Origin of the sequence: Bartonella rhinolophi (assembly GCF_036576165.1) — a bacterium.
Lineage (GTDB): Bacteria > Pseudomonadota > Alphaproteobacteria > Rhizobiales > Rhizobiaceae > Bartonella.
Genome location: NZ_JBAFWY010000003.1, coordinates 131,409 through 154,062 on the forward strand (window position 1 = coordinate 131,409; position 22,654 = coordinate 154,062).

Here is a 22,654-nt window from a genome sequence, read left to right on the forward strand (position 1 = left end):
GCTACAAATCATAAAATATTCATTATCATGCAGAAAAAATTATCAATTTTACGACAAATGCCTTAAGGAAATAATATGAGTCAAAGCGATACGTTATCTAATTCTATTAAGAATGCCAATATCAGTAACGAAGCTCAAATAATCATTGATGATATTGATACAGTGCACAAAGAATTAGATGTTTTACAGCAAGAAATTGATAAAGTTATTTTTGGTCAAAAGCATGTAATTGAATACGCCTTAACAGCCATTTTAGCTGGTGGTCACGCTCTTCTCGTTGGTGCTCCAGGTTTAGCAAAAACGCGTCTTGTTGAAACATTGGGAACAGTATTGGGACTTAATGGAAAGCGCATCCAATTTACACCCGACTTGATGCCATCAGACATTATCGGTTCTGAAATTATGGATTCAGACGAAAATGGCAAGCGCTCTTTCCGTTACATCAAAGGTCCTATTTTTACCCAACTTCTCATGGCTGATGAAATTAATCGTGCCTCTCCACGCACGCAATCAGCCCTTCTGCAAGCTATGCAAGAATATCATGTCACTGTTGCTGGAGTCCATTACGACTTGCCACAACCTTTCCACGTGCTTGCAACCCAAAACCCTCTCGAACAGGAAGGAACTTATCCACTTCCTGAAGCACAACTTGACCGCTTTTTAATGCAGATCGACATTGATTATCCCGATCTTACGACAGAACGACGTATCATTTTAGAAACAACAATAGAAAAAACACAAAGTGCACAACCAATTTTATCAGCAGAAAAATTGCAAAAAATTCAAAAAATTGTCCGTAAAATGCCCATTTCCGAAAATGTTGTCGATGCCATTTTAAAGCTAGTCCGTTCAGCCCGCCCTGATAAAGATAACACCTTTGCAAACAATTATGTTGCTTGGGGACCTGGACCTCGGGCATCACAAGCACTTTCACTTTGTGCCCGCGCCCGCGCTCTTTATTATGGGCGTTTAGCCCCCTCACTTGATGATGTTGCAACATTGGCTCAGCCTGTATTACAACACCGCATGGCACTCAATTTTTCTGCACGAGCTGAAGATGTAACCATAAAAAATATTATCGACACTCTTGTGAAAGACGCCCTCTAATGGCCATTGGCAAAAAAGTTTTAAAAAAATCTCCGCTGTCACTTGCAACTCAGCTATATAAAGATGCTGAAAAGATGCCGTATTGTCTTTTACAAGCACGCCTTATTGCCAATACATTGATCACTGGATGGCACGGACGACGCAAACGCGGAAACGGAGAAAATTTTTGGCAATTTCGCCCTTATGTTGCAGGAGAATCCATTACACACATCGACTGGCGCCGTTCAGCACGTGATGAACATACTTACCTACGTGAACATGAATGGGAAATGACACAAACAGTGTGGATTTGGCCTGATCAGAGTGCTTCTATGCATTATTGTTCACGCTTTTCTCAAATCTCTAAGGGGAACCACGCTATTATTCTTTCTCTTGCATTGGCAACACTTCTTGCTCGCAGCGGTGAATATATTGCTATCCCCAATTTAATGCCCCCCACAATGACATCCAACGTAATAGAACGCATGGCACTCGCTTTAACGAATTATCAAGCAGAAAATTCATTTCCGGATTTTTCAACCATTACGCGCTTTTCACATATCATCATAATAAGCGACTTTCTTGATCATCCTGAAAAAATCATCCAACAGTTAGCAGCTTTATCTGCAAAACAAGTGACTGCCCATTTAGTTGAAATTGCTGACCCCGCAGAAGAATACTTTCCTTATAAAGGTCGTACAGAATTTTTTGATCCTGAAACGAAAGAAAAGTGCGTTTTAGGAAAAGCAGAAAGCCTCCGTGAACATTATTGCAAACTATATCAAAAAAGACGACAAGAATTAGCAAATTTTTGTTCACGCCAAGGGTGGAACTATCATGTGAGTCCAACTGACCGCCCCTTAACAGAAGTTATTTTACAGCTTGCAAACAAAATAGGTAGCTCTCCATCTTATGCAAGGAGGTCATTTTGAGTTTTGGCGCTCCTCTCCTTTTATTAGGGCTTTTATCCTTACCAATCATTTGGTGGTTATTACGGATAACCCCTCCTAGTCCGCGGAAAGAACTCTTTCCCCCTTTACGCCTTTTGCCTAAAGTCGCGCATCAGCAAGAAGCTGCCCGCCATACACCTTGGTGGTTATTGCTGTTACGGTTAACCATGGCAACAGTGATTATTATTGCTTTGGCGCAGCCTATTTGGAATCAAAAGCCAATTACACTCTCTGGATCTCAACCACTTGCACTCATTATCGATAATGGGTGGGCATCTGCGAAAGAATGGAAAAAACGTATTACTGTTGCCCAAACTCTTCTTTCTCAAGCAGAAAAACATCAAAAAAATATTTATTTGCTTGCTACAGCTGAAAATGACATCTCTCATATTGGTCCTTTCTCCGCACAAGTTGTAAAACAACATTTAATGAATTTGCAACCTCAACCTTGGCCTGTTAACCGCGTGCGTGCACTCAAAAAACTTGTTGAAATAAACAAAGAAAAATCTCTTGACATTGCTTACTTAAGCGATGGTTTACAAACGAGCGAAGATGATCAGGCTTTTGCCCTTATTGAACAGCTAAAACCCAAAACACTCTTGTGGTATTTGGCTGATATTTCTGATTTAATGGGTATAACAGCTATAGAAAATAATAATGGAAACATCGTCGCACGCACCATTCGTGCAACCATGCACGGCGAAGCTACAATCAATTTAAGCCTTTATGATTTAAACAATAAACTTCTTGGTCGCTTTACAACAAGCTTTCACGAAGGAGAAACAGCAGCTCTTGTTCCTTTTAATTTACCACTTGAATTACGCAATGATATAGCATGGATAAAAATCGAAAATCACGCCCATGCTGCTGCAACTTTCTTAATTGATAGCCATAATCGCGTAAACCGTGTTGCTCTTCTCTCTCCAAGTATCAATGAAATGGCACAACCCTTGCTTTCACCATTTTACTATATTATCAAGGCATTACAAGATCACACACAGCTTATAACAGCGGGAGGAAGAGAGCTCTCAGTTGATATTGATCATTTACTTAAACAAAATCCGTCTGTTTTCATTATGGGTGACATTGTCAATATGTCAAAAGAAGCAGAAAAAAGGCTCTCTGATTTTGTAAATAAAGGAGGGACACTCATTCGCTTTGCAGGAGAAAATCTAAGTACTACAGAACAGCATGATACCTTATTGCCAGTACCACTGCGCCTTGGAAAACGCCTGCTTGGGAGTGTGATGTCTTGGGCTAAACCACAAAAACTGGCACCTTTTGCAAAAAATAGCTTCTTCTCTGACCTTCCATTTCCAAAAGATGTAACCGTTTCACGCCAAATTTTAGCTGAACCAAGCTCGGATCTTTTTGAAAAAACGTGGCTCAGTCTTGCTGATGGAACCCCTCTTGTTACAGCAACTAGTCGTGGCAAAGGCACACTCATTTTTGTTCATATTGCGCCAGATCCTACATGGTCAAATCTTCCTCTTTCTGGTTTTTTTGCACAAATGTTGCAAAAATTAATCACATTCAGTGCTTATGAAAATAAAATCCCAGCAGACATCAATACAGCAACACTACACCATCCTTGGCAGACATTAACCGCTGATGGCATGCTACAAACTCCCCCCTCTCATGCTGTTCCACTCGTTATTGATGCGCAAAACCCACCTTTGCCCTCCTACCGTACTCCACCTGGACTTTACGGCTTTAAAAATAATTTTTATGCACTTAATCTTTTAAATCATTCATCACGTTTAATGAAACAATCGTCATTGCCCACCTCCTTGAGTGAAAGTCCTTTATCCTATGATACAAAAGAAAAACATCTCATTGGTACACTTTTAGGATTAGCGATTGTATTATTCGCCTTTGATAGTTTTTTAGCTTTATGGGTGGGAGGCGTTTTTTTTCTCAACCGACAAAACAATATGCTCTTTATTTTCTCTCTCACAATAGGTTTCATCACCTTATTCTCACATATTCCAACCGTTCATGCACAAGAAACAGAAAATTATGATAAAACTATAGTGCAAGCAGCAGGCGCCACACATCTTGCTTATGTTATAACCAATAATCATGAAATTGATGCAACAAGTAAAAGCGGACTAGAGACACTAAGCCAATTCATAGCAGAACGTACAATGCTTTCGCCCAGCTCTGTGATAGCGCTTGATCTTGATAAAGATGAGCTTGCTTTCTACCCTCTTATTTATTGGCCGATAGATTCTAACAGCCCTGTACCAACACAAAAAAGCCTTGAAAAAATAAATACCTTTATGAAACATGGAGGTACAGTTTTATTTGACACGCGCGACCAGATAAATGCCAATCTTAGTCTTGAAGGAACAGCCACCCCAGCCACCCAAAGGTTACGAACCATCTTACAAGGATTAAATATTCCAGCCCTTGAACCAGCATCAAAAGACCATGTCGTTGCACGTTCTTTTTATATTATGCCAGATTTTCCTGGTCTTTACCGTGGGTCACCTTTATGGGTTGAAGCATCATCAATGAATAAAAAAAATAAGAATCCTCTTACCACTGGTGATAACGTAAGTTCTCTCTTTATCACCGCAAATGACTTTGCTAGTGCTTGGGCACTAGACGCAAAAGGCACGTGGAAATATCCCCTTATTTCCGATGATCCGATGCAACGCCTGTGGGCATTTCGTGCAGGATTGAATATTGTTATCTATGTACTTACAGGAAACTATAAAGCTGATCAAGTTCATGTCCCTGCGCTATTGGAACGCTTTAACAGAGAAAGAAGGCAATGATCTCATTCATCACTTTTCAACCTTTTTTGCCTATCTCTTGGATTCTATTATTAGGGGGGGGAGCGGCTCTTTTTGCAATTATCGGCTTAGTTATACACCGCCGAGGCTCTTTATTACGTCTTATGGCATTGGCTTCACTTATCTTGACTTTGCTTAACCCAATAATAGTAACAGAACAACGCGAACCACTTAAAAGCACTGTAGGCATCATTGTTGACCGTAGTGAAAGCCAAACTTTTGGCACACGTATAAATGATACCAATGAAGCACGCGCGCAATTAACAAATCTGTTGGCTCGTTATCCACAATTTGAGCCACGCTTTATTGATGCTGGAAAACTTTCTAACAATCAATATGCACCCGCAACGAATTTGTTTAGTGCTTTAACCCAAGCTATATCTGATATACCGCCATCTCGTTACGCTGGTACAATTTTGATTACCGATGGACAAGTGCATGATATTCCACCATTAGTAGACCTTCACCACAAAGCCCCTATCAATGCTCTCATAACAGGAAGATCGGACGAATTTGATCGCCAAGTTAAATTTATTTCTCCTCCCCGCTTTGCTCTTATCAATAAGCCACAAAAGCTCTCCATCTTGGTAGAAGATAAAGGCAAACCCCAAGGATTTTTACCAGCGCAAGCAAACATTACTGTAAGCGTTAACGACCAAGAAGTTGGTCATTATTCTGTAACCCCAGGGATCATTTTTCAAACTGAAATTACGCTTCCTCATGCTGAAAAAAATATCATTCAAGTTGCAACCGATACACATAAAGGTGAATTAAGCTTTCAAAACAACCGTGCCATAACTGTTATTGAAGGGATTAGAGAAAATCTGCGTGTTCTTCTTATTTCAGGCGCGCCTTACAATGGTGAACGGACATGGCGTGATCTTTTAAAAGGCGATTCCAATATTGACCTTGTTCATTTTACTATTTTGCGTCCCCCCAACAAAGCAGACAATACGCCATTAAGCCAATTGTCACTTGTGGTATTTCCCACAACAAAATTGTTTGTAGAAGAGATTAATAATTTTGATCTCATTATCCTTGATGGCTACCAACATTCCGCTGTTCTTCCACTCATCTATTATGACTATATCGCCCAATATGTCAAAAATGGTGGTGCGTTGTTGATGGTAACGGGACCTGAATTTACGCAACAATATTCGCTTGCCCAAACCCCTTTGATAAGTATTCTGCCTGCATTACCAAATGGTATTATTATTCAAAAACCTTTTCGTCCCACCATCACACGAGAAGGTGAACGTCACCCTGTTACGCGAGATCTTGCAACGCCCACTTATCCAGCCTCTCAATGGGGACGGTGGCTACGACAAATTGCAATTCAAAATGCAGATAAAACAACTGCTCTCATGAAAGGTGCTGATGAACAGCCCCTTTTACTTCTTTCCCATGTTGATAAAGGACGTGTAGGCATGTTGCTTTCCGACGAAAGTTGGCTTTGGGCACGAGGTTTTGAAGGTGGCGGTCCTTATGCAGCCCTTTATCGTCGAATTTTTCATTGGCTTATGAAAGAGCCAGAGCTTGAGGAAGAAAAATTAAGCACCACAAGTGACCATCATCGTTTAACAATTCGTCGCCAAACGCTTAAAGATCACCCAGAACCAGTCGAAGTGACTTTCCCCTCTGGAAAGAAAAAAAATATCACTCTTACGAAAGAAAAAGAAGGTGTATTTACAGCAACTGTTCACACCGATGAAACAGGGATTTTCACCATCCGAAACGAGGATATAACAGTACTTTCTTCTGTAGGTGTGCTCAATAACCTTGAATTGTCTGACCTCATTTCAACAGAAGAAAAACTAGCCCCTATTAGTAAACATACTGGCGGGCACATTATGCGTTTACACCATAAGGAAGAAAAAAATATTAGCCTTCCCCCTATCAAGTTGACTCGGTCACAAACAGAACAAACATCTCCTTTTACGCATTCAATTATTCTGAAAGAAACAACTGAAACGCGTTTAATCAGTGCCTTTTATTTTTCGATTTTTTCTGGCTTTCTTGCACTGCTTGCTTGTCTTTTACTGTTTAGCAGCGTGTGGTATCGTGAAAGCCGTTAAACAATCTTGAAAATTTGTATAGCCACTTTAGAATGCCGTTATCTTGCAAAAAAATATACACTGCCAATAATACAACAATAATTGCACATACTCATTTTTTATAACTCAAAAACCAATAAAGTATAAATTTTTCAGATGCGTTTTTCGTATTTTCAATAAATCATTTTTCACTTAACAATCTTCTTTTGCCTCAAATATACACTAGCTTCTCTTCTTTTTTATTGCCTAAATCGTTTTCAGCGCTATGCTAACACCTATGTTTTATCTTATCCATATATCGGATGTGCATCTTTCACCTTTGCCGCAACCTTCCTTATTTGAACTTTTTGGGAAGCGCCTTACTGGCTATCTTAATTGGCAAAAAAAACGTAAGAAACAAATGGCAACAAATGTCCTAGAAACTTTGATGGACGCCTTAAAAAAGAAAAATCCTGACCACCTTGTAATCTCTGGAGACCTTGTCAATCTTTCTCTTAATAAAGAATTTGAACAAGCTCGTCATTGGTTGCTTAATCAAGGACAACCTCAAAACATTTCTTTAACGTTTGGAAATCATGATGCTTATGTCCGCGGAGCATTCCAAAAGGCATGTATCCTCCTGCAACCTTGGATCAAAGGCGATTTCCCTCAAAAAAGTACCTCTTCCTTTCCTTATATGCGCATTCGCAATAATGTAGCTATCATAGGTGCTTCTTCTGCCATTGCTACACCACCTTTTCAAGCTTCTGGCTATTTTGGAAAAATGCAAGCACAAGCTCTATCGCAACTTTTAGATGAAGCTGCAGCACGCAATCTCTTTCGTGTGGTAATGATACATCACCCTCCCTTTTCCCATGCAACCTCTTGGCATAAAAAATTATGGGGCATAGAACGTTTTCAAGAAGTGATCAAACATCACGGCTGCGAACTCATTCTTCACGGACATACTCATCTACCCACATTAAATATCATCGAAGGAAGCATGAAAAAAATTCCTATTGTCGGAGTTGCTTCCGCATCGCAAAATTTTGGTGACAAAAAACCTCCTGCTGGCTTTAACTTATTTGCTATTGAACGCTTGCATCATGAATGGCACTGTCAGCTGCAACGTTATAGTATCATCAATCAAAAAAATGAAATAGCGTGCACTGAAAAAATTGATTTTTAATTCTTGGCACTCAAATAAAAACAAAAATGTTACTTATTTCATGCTCTTTTAAACAGTGATATTATTTGGCAAACACTCTTATAAAAATTCTTTATACAAAAGGGACAACTGTCGTCCCAAGAGGTAGTTTAGCCTCATCTTCAGGCTCTACATGGATAGAAATCTGCACATTATTCACTTCTTTTTTAAGAACACTTTTAATTTTGTTGCAAATTTGATGTGCTTCTCCTACCTGCATTGCAGCTGGCACAACCAAATGAAACTCTATAAAAGTAGCTCTACCTGCAACACGCGTACGTAAATCATGCACTTCAAGCGCACCATGTGCATTTGCAGAAATCAGATCACGGATCCGTATAGTTTCATTTAACTCAATTCCAGCATCCATTAACCCCTGAATGGCACTGTTAATCACTTTTCCTCCCTGTAAAAGAATATTAACAGCAACTATTATCGCCAAAATTGGATCCAAAAGAGCCCATCCACCTACAAAAGCAGCAATCAGACCAATTAAAATGCCAAGCGAAGTAAAAACATCTGTTATGAAATGCATCCCATCAGCTTGCAGAGCTGGTGAGCGATGAACTTTCCCCTGCTGAACAAGAACCCGCCCCCATATGTAATTTATAACATTGGCTACAAGATGAATAACAAGCCATATTCCAGGCTCCTGTACTAATTCAACAGTGGAAAGAGATATCCATGCTTCTCTTACAATCATAACTGCTGCAATAATGATTAGTATACCTTCAAGAATAGCAGAAAAATATTCCACTTTATGATGTCCGAAAGGATGCTCTTGATCCGCTGGCTTCATACTTACTTTAACAGCCCACCACGCTGCAAATGCTGCAAGTATATTTACAATTGATTCTAATGCATCAGAATAAAGTGCAACCGAATCAGTAATGCGATATGCCCAATATTTCAAAGAAAAAACAATACAAGCAATAAAAATAGAGCGTAGAGCTAAGCTTTGTATATTGACTTTTATATCCATAACATCCCCCCCTTCTTCTTCACCCAATAAGTAATAACACTTTTAACCATACTCCCTATGATATTTTTTACCTGTCAGGACAATATTTCTTATCTCACAAACGCTTCAGCACACAATAAAAGGTGCTTCCACAACTCACTATTATCATTTGCAACAACGTCTCTGTTTTATACACCATAACGCAATGAATATAAAAAGGCATTAGTAACGTGGATATGATGAAAAAAGAAACAAGCCAGTCTCCTCAAGAAAAATTAAATACATCTCATTGATTATCAATAATTTCTTGCGTCACTGAACGTTGTTGTTGCCTGATTGAAAAAAGCACCGTGTTATTTTGCTCAAATTCCTCACGCTAACGCACCATCTCTATCAACTTTTTAAACATCGTACCAAACAGAATAATTGCACAAAGCACAAAAATGGTTGCTCAGCGTTTTGCTGGCAACCTTATTCTTATACTGTAAAAAAATATTATGACTGCCCCAACAATCTTAAAAATTATTTTCAAGATAAGGAGAACTGAGAACTGAGAACTGAGAACTGAGAACTGAGAACTGAGAACTGAGAACTCTCATCCCTCCCCCAAAAAAAGAATCTGGGCATTGGGGACCCAGATTCTTTTCCCTTAGTAATTAAGGGTATACAGAGCTTAGGAAATAGCGGGGACCTAAAGCCCTGCACCCGATACGGAAACAATACATCGCACCGCACTCGGTATTTTCATACTATACCTATAGTTGTATTATGTCAACATAGATTCTACCTTAAGTTTAAAATAATGCAATTTTTTACTTCTCTACTCACAAATAAAGTGAATATTCAGCATCTGAAAATTTAGAAAAAATAACGCTAAAATCTTCGTATAAATTTGAATATCACAACAATCCACGAAGCTAACAATTCGTGCCTGAATACTTATTGTAACATTCATAAAAAAATTTTGTCAGGCAATAACACCAATTTATCACTGAAAGCAGTAATATATTGTTAACATTGCTGCACTCAAAAGAATTTTCCACTCCAAGTTGCTCATAGTGACAAAACACCTCTCACCCCATCCCCATTTACAAGCAACATAATTAACATGTTCCATTTAGCCCTATCTCATTTATCGTATTTTGCAAAAAAACATATGTAATATTATGGGCTTCCATATTCACCGTGGTATACTTGGTGTCAACCAACACAGAACGCTCTTATCATTAAAAGTTTTTTTCAAAACAGACCTTGCCTTTGGTTTTATGCAGTATCTTTATTATGATAATATAGCTACATTTTTCGCAATGCACCCACCTTTATTACTTATGATGGCATTATCATTGAGAAAACCTTATGCAACTTGCTTACTAAAAAACCAACCAAACTCTCTATTGAGATAACTTTAAAAATATCTTCTATGCAAGATGCTGATACAAGCAGCATTATAAGACTTCAAACAATGCAAATTCTCAATGTTCTTCCTCTCTGCTTCACATTCTCCAGAAAAAACAACTTTAAAAACAAAGAATAAATGATAGCTTGCTCATCCACATTTACAAAAATAAAAGTCTTACACATTTCTATAGCCTACAGCTTCTCTTTGGTTTACAGACTCGATACTGCACAGATTTTGCATAAGCATATTTTGCCGATTCTGATTAGCTCTGCTAAAGGTAATAATATTTAAATTATAAAAAACATCCCATAATGGGTGTATATTTTGCTTACCAAGAGATTGCCTAAGAAGCAGTTGTTTTACATTCAGAAGAAAGAGACACTTTTGTTTCCAGATTGCACAAAATGCGCTTCAACATCACTTCAGTACCAGCAGCACGCTCTGAATGCGTCACAAAACCACCTCCAAGAACACGTGCTTCATCACTCTTATCGTCATAAATAACACAGGCTTGTCCTGGAGCTACACCACTTTCACGCTCTAGCAAATCAACAGAAAAAATTCCCTCTTGATAATGCAAACGTGCCAAATGTGGAGAACAAGTTGAGCGAACTTTTACTGCAACCTCAACACCATCAGAAGGGAAGCTGTCCAACTGTTCATCACCAAGCCAATTTACATCACGCAAAAAAAGCTTATGTGTTTCCAACATTTCACGTGGACCAACAATAACACGCGCATTTTCCACATCGAGATAAACCACATAAAGCGCTTCACCAGTTGCAACACCAATGCCACGACGCTGACCAACAGTATAATTGACAATTCCCGAATGTTTTCCCAAAACCTGCCCATTAATATGTACAATAGCCCCAGGGTTAGCAGCTTCTGGTCGCAATTTTGTGATAACATCGGAATATTTTCCCCGCGGAACAAAGCAAATATCCTGACTGTCATGCTTATTGGCAACAACAAAACCCATTTCTGCTGCGACTTCACGAACACGCGTTTTTGAAAGATCCCCAAGTGGAAAACGCAAATAATCAATCTGCTCTTGTGTCGTTGCAAAAAGAAAATAACTCTGATCACGTTCAGAATCGAGAGGGCGAAAGAGCGCTCTATGTTCGCCACGGGGGCGGCTGCGAATATAATGCCCCGTTGCTAAAGCATCTGCACCCAAGTCTCGTGCGGTTTCTAATAAATCAGCAAACTTAACGCTCTGATTGCATGCTATACATGGCACGGGAGTCTCTCCGTGTGCATAACTTTCTGCAAAAGGATCAATCACAGCCTCACGAAATCGTTTTTCATAATCAAGAACATAATGCGGGATCCCCAACATTTCTGCTACACGACGTGCATCTTCAATATCTTGCCCAGCACAACATGCACCCACACGATGTGTGGCAGCACCATGATCATACAGCTGCAATGTAATTCCGACTACATCATAACCTTCTTTTTTCAAAAGACCTGCAACAACCGATGAATCAACGCCTCCAGACATTGCAACAACAATGCGGAAATCTTCAGGTTGTCCTGGAAAATCAAGACTATTCAAAAACATATTTTATTCTCTACTTAAAGTGTATCGTTCACCGATATTCTTATGCACGCTATATATCGTTTTTTTATATTGCTTTTTTATCCTTTTCTACAACCAATAGCATCACTTTTTTAAAAAGCAGCTAAAAATGCACATAAGGCACAATGAAAATCTTCCTTACTCTGTGAATCAAAATGCAACTAAAGTAATTATAATAGACTGTTCCACTTACTTTTTGTGATATTTTTAGAATATTGGCTTATTTTATTAATTTTTTTCCCATAAATTTAGCTCTTTTTTAAAACTCATATTTTACATAACAAGTCGAGTCTTTAAGAAATAATAGAAGAAATAATGACCAATTTGACAAAAACACAAATAAAATATGTTACTGGACCGGACGGAAGTCCGCTCACAATTGCTGACCTTCCACCGAAAACAACAAGGCGCTGGGTTATCCGTCGCAAAGCTGAAGTTGTTGCAGCAGTTAGAGGTGGATTGTTAAGTCTTGACGAAGCGTGTCAACGTTATACTTTGACCGTGGAAGAATTTCTTTCATGGCAGAGTTTAATCGATGAGCACGGCTTAGCGGGACTACGAGTAACGAGGATTCAACACTACAGGTATTAATTACCATTAATAATGATTGGATCTCAATTTCAAAATACGATTCAAAACAGCCAAATATTTATTAAATTTGGCTGTTTTTTGTTTTTAACATGTCAATATTAAAGAGCTTCTCTTAAAAGCTGCAGCTTATATTATCCAGTCATGGAGTTAGATTGCATCAAGACACAGCTATCATCTGCTGTTGCCTCGTTTCCCCGTCCCCCAAGGCGCTGTGCACGTTGTAACTCTGTTTTGACTTCACGCAGAGCAATTGCAGCATTTTCTTTCTGAAGCCGCAAATCACGAATCGAATTTATAAGATTATCACGTCTTTGCCGCGCCGCACGCGCAAAAGCGGAATAAGCAAAATGATGAATATCATTGTTTCCAGATTTACATTCTTCATTTTCAATTTGTGCTTCTAGCTCTAACACCATTCGCTCAAATTCTTTGATCATCATCTCAAGCTGTGCAATTTCACGACGTTTTCCACGTACTTGAAACATCTTCAATCGCACCATACTTTCTCGCGATTTCATACTCACTACTCCTCAAACGTGCCAACTCAAAAATTTACATTCACATCATTAACGCATACTCTTCATTGCTCTCTTTTTACGAAAAATAAACATTCCTTTTCACTGGAAATTATAGCTTTTTCAACGTCCCTAAAGTATTTGCAAACATAACCCACTTTAAAGAGAGATAACTATTTTTTTACTTTTCATCTTCACTATAAGATCAAAGAAGTTTCAAACTCAGTAAATAATAATAAATTATAAAAAAGTAATTAAAAAATAATATATTATAATGATTTTTTAAGGTTAAAATTTAATAAAAATCACAACGCATTTTTCCATGAAATAAAAAATATATAACTTTTTTAAAAAAATTTTGTTAACCTCTTTTAAAAATAAAAACATTTTGTTAACCACTATCATAGATAGTGAGAAATTCAGTGGTGATTGTTACGCGTACTGCTGGAATATTCATAAACACTTTTTTTGAAAAGTGTTTGTTTTTATGAATCATTTTTTATAAACAATTGTTTTACTAGCTGTTTATAAAACAAAATAGCTCCTCTCAATGTGAGAAGAGTAAGATGAGGGATCTAAAATGCGCGTATTACTAATTGAAGATGATAAAGCAACAACTCAGAGTATTGAGTTAATGCTCAAATCAGAAAATTTTAATGTCTATATCACCGATCTGGGTGAAGAAGGAGTCGATTTAGGTAAGCTTTATGATTATGATATCATTCTTCTTGATCTGAACTTACCTGATATGTCAGGTTACGATGTCTTGCGAACCTTAAGATTAGCAAAAATAAAGACTCCTGTTCTCATTCTTTCTGGTATGGGCGCTATTGAAGATAAAGTACGTGGTTTTGGCTTTGGTGCTGATGATTACATGACAAAACCTTTTCACAAGGATGAGTTAATTGCACGAATTCACGCAGTTGTGCGTCGCTCTAAAGGTCATGCACAATCAATTATTGTTACTGGCGATCTCGTTGTTAACCTTGATGCTAAAACAGTCGAAATTGCAGGACGCCCTGTCCATTTGACGGGTAAAGAGTACCAGATGCTAGAACTTCTTTCTTTGCGTAAAGGTACCACACTCACCAAAGAAATGTTTCTTAATCATCTCTATGGTGGAATGGATGAGCCAGAACTTAAAATTATTGATGTCTTTATCTGTAAACTGCGGAAAAAACTGGAAGCTGTGTCTTCTAGTGCAGACTATATTGATACCGTTTGGGGACGCGGCTATGTGTTACGTGATCCAATTGAAGAAAACGTACGCAAAACCGCTTAAGCAATAATACACATTGTAAAATCTCGGAGTAGCGGGCCGAGGTTTTCGTTCCATTGTCAAACACAAGAACCCTTTCATAAAGAAAATATTCTGCAAATTAAGAGGGTCAAACGCTACCTATATCATCACTAGAATCTAAATTATCTTTTTTTGATACTACTTAGGCACTTTTATTTTTCTTAAAGATTTTTAATACTTTCTAAAAGAATACGATTATCAGTTTCCTCTATATTTATTTTCATGGCTGTCATATCAGCAAGTAACACTGTATAATAAAACTGAATGACATGAGCATCAATAAATTCTTCTTGTTTTTTTCCACTATATAAGTCCATAAAATGGGAAGGGATACGTAAAGTTTTACCGCAAATCTCAAATCGAAAAGAACGCTTATTCTCATCTTGCAAAATCATAACAACTATTTCACCACCACGAGAAACTGTTGCATTTGCAATCAATAAGAGATTGAGCAAAAATTTCACTTCATCTTTTGGTAAAAGCAGAGCAGGAGCTTTCCATTTTAAAATTGCTTTTTCTTCTTTCATATATTGTTGAGCGACCTGCTCAGCGGAACGCGTATCTATTTCACACCCCACGGATCCAGCAAAACCAAAAGCCAATCGTGCAAATTGTAGACGTGCAGAGGCACTTGCAGCAGAACAACGCACCAATTGCAAAGCGTCTTCTTCAGCTCCCCCTTCATCGTAGAGTTCCATCGCATTTTGAATGGCGCCAACAGGTGAAATCAAATCATGGCAGATACGGCTACAAAGTAAAGCAGCAAGATCAGTAGATTTCAAGGAAACAGCTAACGTCATAATTATTGATAACTCCCAGATTTACAAACAAAAATTTCACTTTAACGCAAAACTCTTAACATCTCATGCATATATATATGGAATTTTAATAATTATGCTATTTTTTGAGAAACAAATTCAATAATTTAAACAACCTTGTAGCTTATTTTCATTTAAATTAGGTAAAAATCCTCATATTATCTTTTTGTTTGTAACTCATAAAAGGAAAAATCTCATGGCTTTCTCTCTTCTGTTACGTTGGTACAAAAACATTATATCTTTGATATTCCTTTTATTCGTAGCTATAAGCGCTGCACATACTCAACCCCGATTAATAGAACAAAATGAGCCACGTTACTCATTGCAAGAAATTATCGACTCTGGCCACGCTTTTTTTGGAAAAACTGCAAGCGGAATAGCAGTTGCAATTGAAAATATCTTTTCACAATATGGCTATCCTAACGCTTATATTTTAGGCGAAGAGGCTTCTGGCGCCTTTTTTGCTGGATTAACCTATGGCGAGGGAAAGGTTTTTACTAAAAGCTACGGCCAGCATAAAATTTTTTGGCAAGGTCCTTCTGTCGGATGGGATTTTGGTGGTCAAGGTTCTCGTTTAATGATCTTAATTTATAATCTTAATAATATAAATAGTTTATGGGGACGCTATGGCGGTATTTCAGGTTCGGCCTATCTAGTAGCAGGTATTGGCTTTCACGTCCTTAAACGGGACAATATCCTATTGGTCCCAATACGTACAGGAATTGGTGCGCGTCTTGGTATTAATGTAGGATATTTAAAATTAACACCCAAACCGACATGGAACCCGTTTTAAACGGACTCTCATTACAAAGGGGATTTTATGCTTATCCAATCATTTCTTTTTTTTGTTCTTGGAATCGCCTTCACTTCTTGGCTATTGGTGCTTTTCGCCCCCTTTATTTGGCGCAGAGCTCTTCACTTTGCACGTCAATTTGTTTCTGCACAAATTCCATTATCACTCACGGAAATACAAGCAAATTACGACTTTCTCCGAGCTCAACATGCTGTGGAATTAGTGCGCAATGAACAAAAATACGACTCTTTGCAAAAAAAATACGCTCAACAAAAAATACAGTTGAGCCAAGCAATGGAACAGCTTTATCAATCATGTCTGCCCACACAATGCACACCCCATCCCTCTCACCAGAAAGAATCTATCAAAATAAAAAATGAACAAAGCACTCTCACAACAAATACTTTCATAATGGAAACCAAAACTATGCGTGAAAAAATCGCACACTATCAACAACGGTTACAAGAAATTCAGATCGATGATCTTGACACTACTTCTCATCATCAACTTCTAAATAAACTGCGTGAAGAAACGAAAGAATTGGCTGCAGCATTAACTGCTCAAATAGCTCTGCAAAATGGCGAAACTTCACCCATCAACACACTTGTCAAAAATTCTAAAAGCAAAAATGACCTAGCATCCCGTATTCGCGAAAAAATAATCTGCCTCTCAAAAAAACCTTTTACGTAGACTATTTTTTAAAGTCACTTAATATAAATATTTGAAGTTCACATTAATGTCATACAAAAAGCTCTTTACTGAAATACAGGGGACGATCTTTATATATGAGCGTCCCTATTTAAGAGAATACCTTCTCATGTCATCCTGCTTTTCTTAATAATAACCCAACAAAACACTTGCCAAGATGTAATCCGAATAAAAACTGCAGCTAAATAGTTTTCAAGATAAAGGCATTTCTTCACGAATAATAAAAATCTCTTATTCGCTGAATAATCATATCCTGCTCACTTTTCATCAAATAAGGATGCATAGGTAAACTTAAAACATAATTTCCCAAAGATTCAGAAACAGAAAGAGAGCCCTTTACATAAGGAAAGTGTTTATAAGCAGGCTGTTGATGCAGTGGGGTATTGTAATAAATCATTGTGGGAATAGAATTTTTCTGTAAATAATCCTTTAAACTATCGCGGTTTTCCACCTTAATGGTATATTGTGCGTAAGCACAACGAACTCCATTCTCCACTTCTGGAACTGTCACAATATCTCTCAAATTATCAGAATAATATTGAGCAATTTCCACACGCTTTTCCATCTCATCTTCAAAAATAGCAAGCTTTTCTAGCAAAATTGCAGCTTGAATCGCATCCAGACGTGAATTTAACCCGATACGCACATTGTCATATTGCGTTTTACCCTTACCATGAAACAAAATAGAGCGTAAAAGTACTGCTAAATCATCATCATTGGTCATCATAGCCCCCCCATCACCATAACACCCCAATGGTTTTGCAGGATAAAAGCTAGTTGCAGCCACATCACCAAAAGTACCACACATAACATTACCACTTTTGCCACCCATCGATTGAGCACTATCCTCAATAATAAAAAGATTTTCCTTCGCAGCTACTTCAGTAATTTGGGGATAATCAGCAGGAAGCCCAAATAAATCAACAGAAATGATTGCCTTTGGTTTGAGACGTCCCTCTTTTTTAACCATTTCGATTGCTTCACAAAGTTTTTCAACATCGATATTGAACGTATCAGGCATAACATCAACAAAAACAGGCTCAGCGCCTACCAAAGCAACAACTTCAGCAGTTGCAGAAAACGTGAAGCTAGGACAAAAAACAGCATCACCTATGCCAATATTTTTAGCCATAAGAGGCATCTTCAACGCATCAGTTCCATTAGCACACGCAATTACATGTTTAACACCAAGATAATCTGCCAATCGCTCTTCAAATTCTGTTACTTTTGGTCCCAAAATATATTGACCACTAGCAATAACATGTGCAATCGCAGCATTAATTTTATCTCCAATGCGCGCGCGCTGCGCCCCAAGGTTAATGAATTGCATATTAACTCCATTGATAATCACAATAATGCAAAGAAGCACTACTTATTTTCTTTTATCTCTGATAATTGACACTAGCAGCAGTTAAAATCCGTAAAACAGCAACAGCATCATCGCCATTTGTACGAGGCGATTGACGCGTTTTAATACAATGAAGGAAATGTTGCAATTCGCAAGTAAGTGGCAAATCTTCATTAATATCAATATAACTCAACTTATCAGTGTCAAAAGCCCACTCTTTATTTTCTTTCCAAACAGTAAAACGATGAAATGCCAATTTACGACTCCAAGGTTCCGTATCATCAAAAACAAGCATAGCCTTTGTACCAACAACCGTTAAACGTCTTTCGCGATAAGGACTAAGACGTGAAGTAAACAAATGACTCCGCACTCCATTTGGAAAATTCATATGAATATGAGAAAAATCAGAAAGTTGCTCAATTACAGCCGCCCCTTCTCCTCGAACTTCAAAAGGTTCACATCTTGTCAAAGCCAAAATCATTGAAAGATCATGGGGAGCAAGATCCCATAAAGCATCACTTTGTGTATGAAATTTTCCAAAGCCTAGTCGATGAGAATAAATATAACGTACATCACCCAATTCTCCTGCTGTCACTAACTCATACATTTTTTCAAAAGCAGGGTGAAACCGCAAAATATGACCTACCATAAAAATTCGCCCATATTCATCAGCAGTCTGAACTTGACACTCAGCATCCGATACACTCAAGGCAATTGGTTTTTCAACCAATACATCTTTACCATTTTTAATAGCGCGTAACGCATTCTCTGTATGAAATTGTGGAGGTAAAGCTAACACTAGCGCATCAATATCTTCATGAATAAAAAGATTATCTGGTGCAATAGCTTCAACACCATACATGCGCGCGAAATTCTTTGCTCGCTCAATATTAACATCAGAAACTGCTACTAAAGCTCCAAGACTTTGAAGCGTGCGTATATGATTACTCCCCCAATAACCACACCCTAAAACCGCTATACGTGGCAACATTTTTATGCCTTACCCTGCTAATCATATAAAAAACATACTTTTATATACTCCATATCGGGGATAAAATAGAATGACAAGCGAAAAGCTTAAAAACGATGCTTGACATCGTGCTATTCTACCTCTTATATCCGCAAAAGATAAGAGAACTTACAATATCGTCTTGGCGGAGTAGCTCAGTAGGTTAGAGCAGAGGAATCATAATCCTTGTGTCGGGGGTTCAAATCCCTCCTCCGCTACCGTTGTATTTTTTAGGAAAGTCTATACTTTCTTTACATGAGTGTAGCTGAGCGTTAGGTTTTGCATAATTTGACACTAAATTTTGCACCGGTTCATTTTTTTCAAAGAATTTTTAAAGAGCTTTCAAGGAATCTTCAAAGGTGTTTTTAAAGCCCTCCCTCCAAGAGCATTGTTTTCTTCTATGTCGTAAATTGCTATTCGAATTTAAGTCGCGGTAAAACCAGACACGTCCACCAAAAAACGCTCCGCAAACAATCATATCATCTAAAAAATTGGTAAGATTGTGGGTCAATGCAATAACATGTTGATCATCAGGTGAAATTCAATAAAATACATACACCGATCGCGTATAAAATACGTAACCCTTGAATAACGACTTTTGAAAATATTTCTCTCGAAAACAAAGTAATAAGTTGTAAGATTTAAAGCCAAGAAATTACAAACAGTTCTGGATGTTTCTTGCTGTAAATACTTCTTTTTCGTAACCAGTGATTACGCCGACGATTGTTAAGACGATTATTGATGTAAGCATTTTTAAGTTTACCAATCTTAATACTTTTTGAACATCTTTTTAAATTATCAATACCATACTTTAATTTTATAGTAATGATGAATGGTTTGAGTCCTCTTTAAGTTGCTTGCTTAACAAGTGATACACGGGAACCTAAATATAAAACATATTATCTATCGTTCCTTTAACTAACTCCAATTCATATATAATGGATGACTGACTTAGAAAATATTGTTCAGATAGACCCCCTATTACTGCTGGTTAAAAACTAAACCGCTTTCAGTTAACGCTTCGCATAAACAATTTCAATGCACCCAAGTTCACGTTTGCGAATTTTGTACTATGGCTGTAACAAACGCTTTTCCCAGCTCAATCTGCCAATAATCAAGATCGATTGTCATATAGAAGTTAAAGAAATACTCTTCCTTAAATGCCATGCGCAGCCAGTAAGTCCCCTGTTAAGATTCCCACCTTCTAAATAGACAGTGAAGACTGCATACAACGAAACGTCAGTTTGAGCAAAAAAAGAAAAAACTATTCAAATGTCTTTAAATCTACGCCTTAATAATGCGTAAATTTTCCGCACATCGCCCTGTTATGACGCACCAAAAATAGCTAAAGATCCCCATATATGTAAGATTATCCTGCATACATATAGAGTTCACTTCGATACGAAAGCTCTACATTTTCCTGCACTTCATATTGCTTTACTAATGTAACCAATTTTTGCAAATATTTTTCTCCATAGCGAGTGCAATGGCACGATGTGCTTGCATTGAGGAGCAACTTCATTCCCATGAAGGATTCAAAAAGAATTGTCATCACCCAATTATGCGTATGTAAAGTAACTTTTTCTGGATTTTCCCCAAAACCATCAACCATTTCCTATAAAAAATCAAAATTATAACAATAACAACGAGAATAATTAGGGGCTCATTTCTTTTAACAATGTCTCATAAGCATCTAAAAATTCACTATGCTTAAAATCGCGATTACTTTGAATGAACACCATTACACCATCACCTCGCAGTTGTTCTGAGATAGCACAAAGCAATTGAGGATGACCCATCCATTAAAACGCCTGTGCCGCAACGACAAGATCGACCTCACCGATTTTGGGTAATAAGCTTTCAGCTCGGCCTTTATATCACTGCACAATAGGAAGCTTTTTTCTCCTGCTTTATCATATCTGTCGATACATCAATAGCATGCTATTGATGTTTATCTTCTAAAAATTTGATAATTCCCTCTAATGCGATGCCTGTGCCAGTCCCCCACATCCATGATGAACAAATGCTTTTTGTCCTTAAAGGAAAGCAGCGTAGTTTTGGACAAAATGAAGAGGTAGCGTGGGTGATAGCGATCGTAATCATCAGCCAACCCGTCAAACTTTTTATTTTATGATCGAATGCTCTCTATCATAGATTATTCTCCCCTCTTAATAATTTTTGATATATATAATTGAGGAGCTCTCCTTCAGCCAGTATATTAAGCATAAACTCTGAAAAAAGACTGATTTAATATAAAGTAAGAATTTTACTAGTTATTTTTATTTGTTATCAATTAAATGACATAGTAAATCCTGCACCTAGTCCCCAGTGTCTTCCAGAATTGATTACAGATAAGTTGGATCGGGTATTACCATTCTCAGATGTATAACCAGCCCCAAAAGCGAGAGCAGACTGACTGCGCCATATACCACCAGCAATTCCAAAACTTAATGTCCCAGGCGTATCATCGTAACGTAAGTTAGATACTGCCAAACCAATAGCTGCAGCTTGTCTTGCCTCTTGCCGAACATGCTCAATTTCATAACTTAATGCCGCAAATTTCATATCAGTGCGTGAATTAGCTTGACTTATAGCATCACTGATTTTTTCATCCGTATATTTTTCTGCATTACCAAGAACTGTCTTCATCTTATCATGTAACTGACCACCATTCACTGCTTCTTTTGAGCCTGTTTCAACATAACCATTAGCAAGGTTATCAATCACAACTGGCTCACTTCCATTCCCACCAGCCAAAGTGATTTGATTGCTTTTTTTTCCATCGTCACCTGTATCGTAGGAAACCACACTATCTATATTCATACCTGCAGCATTGTTTAATTTTTCTTCAAGACTATCTACTTTATTTCCAAGATTGTCCAACTGATTGTTCATGTCCCAAGACTGTCCACCATTTACCGCATCAGTAGAGCCTCTCTCAACTTCACCATCAGCTACATTCATAATATTAGCAGCTTGGCCATTATGATTCGCGTCATAAATTTCTTTGTCTTTATTCCAGCTTAAACCGCCAGAGCTAGAAGGCACATAATTTTGAAGGTCATTAAGACGCTTATTGAGATCTAACAAACCCTGATCAACAGCAGCAAAAGCACCAGAAACACTATTATAATTCATCTTTTCAGCACGACTGTCAATAAATTGAGAAATATTAAAGCTAGGAGCTATCCATTCACCATTTTCATATTTAGCTCCACCACCCAAATAAGAAGCAAATTGTTTACTCATAAAATAAAGCTGTGAACCACTCACCGCTTCTGTTGAGCTCTCAGAAACTTCTCCATTCGCAACACCTGTAAAGATACGAGGCTCGCCATCTTTATTGGCAATACTCACCTTTCTGCCATCGCTCTTGCCACCAATGCTAATGACACCATCAGCACTTTTTACCAAACCATTGCCCGATATATGCGAAATCCGACCGTAAATATCTGTCAGAGATTGATCAACTGCCGTAAAAGCAGAACCTACACTCATATAATTGGCACTCTGGATCGCATAAGTTGGAGACTGACCGTTCAGCATATCC

Annotated in this window: 16 protein-coding genes, 1 tRNA gene and 2 pseudogenes; 10 read left to right on the forward strand and 9 right to left on the reverse strand. The window is 37.9% G+C overall.

Annotated features, from left to right (window positions below):
* Window positions 1-75: 75 nt before the first annotated feature.
* The 5 genes from V5N67_RS03575 to V5N67_RS03595 all read left to right on the forward strand — a co-directional run bounded on the left by V5N67_RS03575 (window position 76) and on the right by V5N67_RS03595 (window position 8,059).
* Window positions 76-1,107, forward strand: coding sequence for an AAA family ATPase (locus tag V5N67_RS03575; RefSeq protein WP_332060528.1), 1,032 nt, complete (start codon window positions 76-78; stop codon window positions 1,105-1,107).
* Window positions 1,107-2,018, forward strand: a complete 912-nt coding sequence (locus V5N67_RS03580) for a DUF58 domain-containing protein (RefSeq protein ID WP_332060529.1) — start codon at window positions 1,107-1,109, stop codon at window positions 2,016-2,018. Before V5N67_RS03575 ends, V5N67_RS03580 begins: the two co-directional genes overlap by 1 nt.
* Window positions 2,015-4,819 (forward strand): DUF4159 domain-containing protein, encoded by a 2,805-nt coding sequence (locus V5N67_RS03585; protein ID WP_332060530.1) that lies wholly within the window; start codon window positions 2,015-2,017, stop codon window positions 4,817-4,819. Before V5N67_RS03580 ends, V5N67_RS03585 begins: the two co-directional genes overlap by 4 nt.
* Entirely contained in the window at window positions 4,816-6,912 is a 2,097-nt protein-coding gene (locus V5N67_RS03590) for a hypothetical protein (RefSeq protein WP_332060531.1), read from the forward strand. Before V5N67_RS03585 ends, V5N67_RS03590 begins: the two co-directional genes overlap by 4 nt.
* Before the next feature lie 244 nt (window positions 6,913-7,156).
* Entirely contained in the window at window positions 7,157-8,059 is a 903-nt protein-coding gene (locus V5N67_RS03595; RefSeq protein WP_332060532.1) for a metallophosphoesterase family protein, read from the forward strand.
* A 91-nt stretch (window positions 8,060-8,150) separates the two neighbouring features.
* On the opposite strand, the gene V5N67_RS03600 is transcribed toward V5N67_RS03595, so the two are convergent.
* Together V5N67_RS03600 and mnmA are read right to left on the reverse strand one after the other, a co-directional pair.
* Window positions 8,151-9,059: a cation diffusion facilitator family transporter gene (locus V5N67_RS03600; RefSeq protein ID WP_332060533.1), complete on the reverse strand. Its 909-nt coding sequence runs from the start codon at window positions 9,057-9,059 to the stop codon at window positions 8,151-8,153.
* 1,721 nt (window positions 9,060-10,780) lie between these two features.
* On the reverse strand, window positions 10,781-12,004 hold the full coding sequence (mnmA, locus tag V5N67_RS03605) for a tRNA 2-thiouridine(34) synthase MnmA (RefSeq protein ID WP_332060534.1): 1,224 nt from the start codon (window positions 12,002-12,004) through the stop codon (window positions 10,781-10,783).
* A gap of 333 nt (window positions 12,005-12,337) precedes the next feature.
* On the opposite strand from mnmA, the gene sciP reads away from it, so the two are divergent.
* The gene (gene sciP / locus V5N67_RS03610) at window positions 12,338-12,613 is read left to right on the forward strand and encodes a CtrA inhibitor SciP (protein ID WP_332060535.1); all 276 of its coding nucleotides are present in this window, start codon (window positions 12,338-12,340) and stop codon (window positions 12,611-12,613) included.
* Window positions 12,614-12,744: 131 nt separating this feature from the next.
* On the opposite strand, the gene V5N67_RS03615 is transcribed toward sciP, so the two are convergent.
* Window positions 12,745-13,131 carry a flagellar export protein FliJ gene (locus V5N67_RS03615; protein WP_332060536.1) on the reverse strand — a complete coding sequence of 129 codons (387 nt, stop codon included), beginning with the start codon at window positions 13,129-13,131 and terminating at the stop codon, window positions 12,745-12,747.
* 577 nt (window positions 13,132-13,708) lie between these two features.
* Here V5N67_RS03615 and ctrA point away from each other — a divergent pair.
* Window positions 13,709-14,410 carry a response regulator transcription factor CtrA gene (gene ctrA / locus V5N67_RS03620; protein ID WP_332060537.1) on the forward strand — a complete coding sequence of 234 codons (702 nt, stop codon included), beginning with the start codon at window positions 13,709-13,711 and terminating at the stop codon, window positions 14,408-14,410.
* Between the two features lie 179 nt (window positions 14,411-14,589).
* Here ctrA and chpT read toward each other — a convergent pair whose 3' ends face one another.
* The gene (chpT, locus tag V5N67_RS03625; RefSeq protein WP_332060538.1) at window positions 14,590-15,228 is read right to left on the reverse strand and encodes a histidine phosphotransferase ChpT; all 639 of its coding nucleotides are present in this window, start codon (window positions 15,226-15,228) and stop codon (window positions 14,590-14,592) included.
* 214 nt (window positions 15,229-15,442) lie between these two features.
* On the opposite strand from chpT, the gene V5N67_RS03630 reads away from it, so the two are divergent.
* Window positions 15,443-16,039, forward strand: a complete 597-nt coding sequence (locus V5N67_RS03630; RefSeq protein ID WP_332060539.1) for a DUF1134 domain-containing protein — start codon at window positions 15,443-15,445, stop codon at window positions 16,037-16,039.
* Window positions 16,040-16,066: 27 nt separating this feature from the next.
* On the forward strand, window positions 16,067-16,729 hold the full coding sequence (locus tag V5N67_RS03635) for a hypothetical protein (RefSeq protein ID WP_332060540.1): 663 nt from the start codon (window positions 16,067-16,069) through the stop codon (window positions 16,727-16,729).
* Between the two features lie 229 nt (window positions 16,730-16,958).
* On the opposite strand, the gene V5N67_RS03640 is transcribed toward V5N67_RS03635, so the two are convergent.
* Window positions 16,959-18,077 carry a DegT/DnrJ/EryC1/StrS family aminotransferase gene (locus V5N67_RS03640; RefSeq protein WP_332060541.1) on the reverse strand — a complete coding sequence of 373 codons (1,119 nt, stop codon included), beginning with the start codon at window positions 18,075-18,077 and terminating at the stop codon, window positions 16,959-16,961.
* Window positions 18,078-18,129: 52 nt separating this feature from the next.
* Window positions 18,130-19,086, reverse strand: a complete 957-nt coding sequence (locus V5N67_RS03645) for a Gfo/Idh/MocA family protein (RefSeq protein WP_332060542.1) — start codon at window positions 19,084-19,086, stop codon at window positions 18,130-18,132.
* Between the two features lie 162 nt (window positions 19,087-19,248).
* Between V5N67_RS03645 and V5N67_RS03650 the strand changes: the two genes are divergently transcribed.
* Window positions 19,249-19,322: transfer RNA gene (locus V5N67_RS03650), tRNA-Met, on the forward strand.
* A gap of 185 nt (window positions 19,323-19,507) precedes the next feature.
* Here V5N67_RS03650 and V5N67_RS03655 read toward each other — a convergent pair.
* The 3 genes and pseudogenes from V5N67_RS03655 to V5N67_RS03675 all read right to left on the reverse strand — a co-directional run.
* Window positions 19,508-19,630: pseudogene (locus V5N67_RS03655) on the reverse strand (phage tail protein); the annotation flags it as partial.
* An 843-nt stretch (window positions 19,631-20,473) separates the two neighbouring features.
* Window positions 20,474-21,214: pseudogene (locus V5N67_RS06830) on the reverse strand (class I SAM-dependent methyltransferase).
* A 179-nt stretch (window positions 21,215-21,393) separates the two neighbouring features.
* On the reverse strand, window positions 21,394-22,654 hold a 1,261-nt coding region (locus tag V5N67_RS03675; RefSeq protein WP_332060546.1), incomplete at its 5' end, for a YadA-like family protein.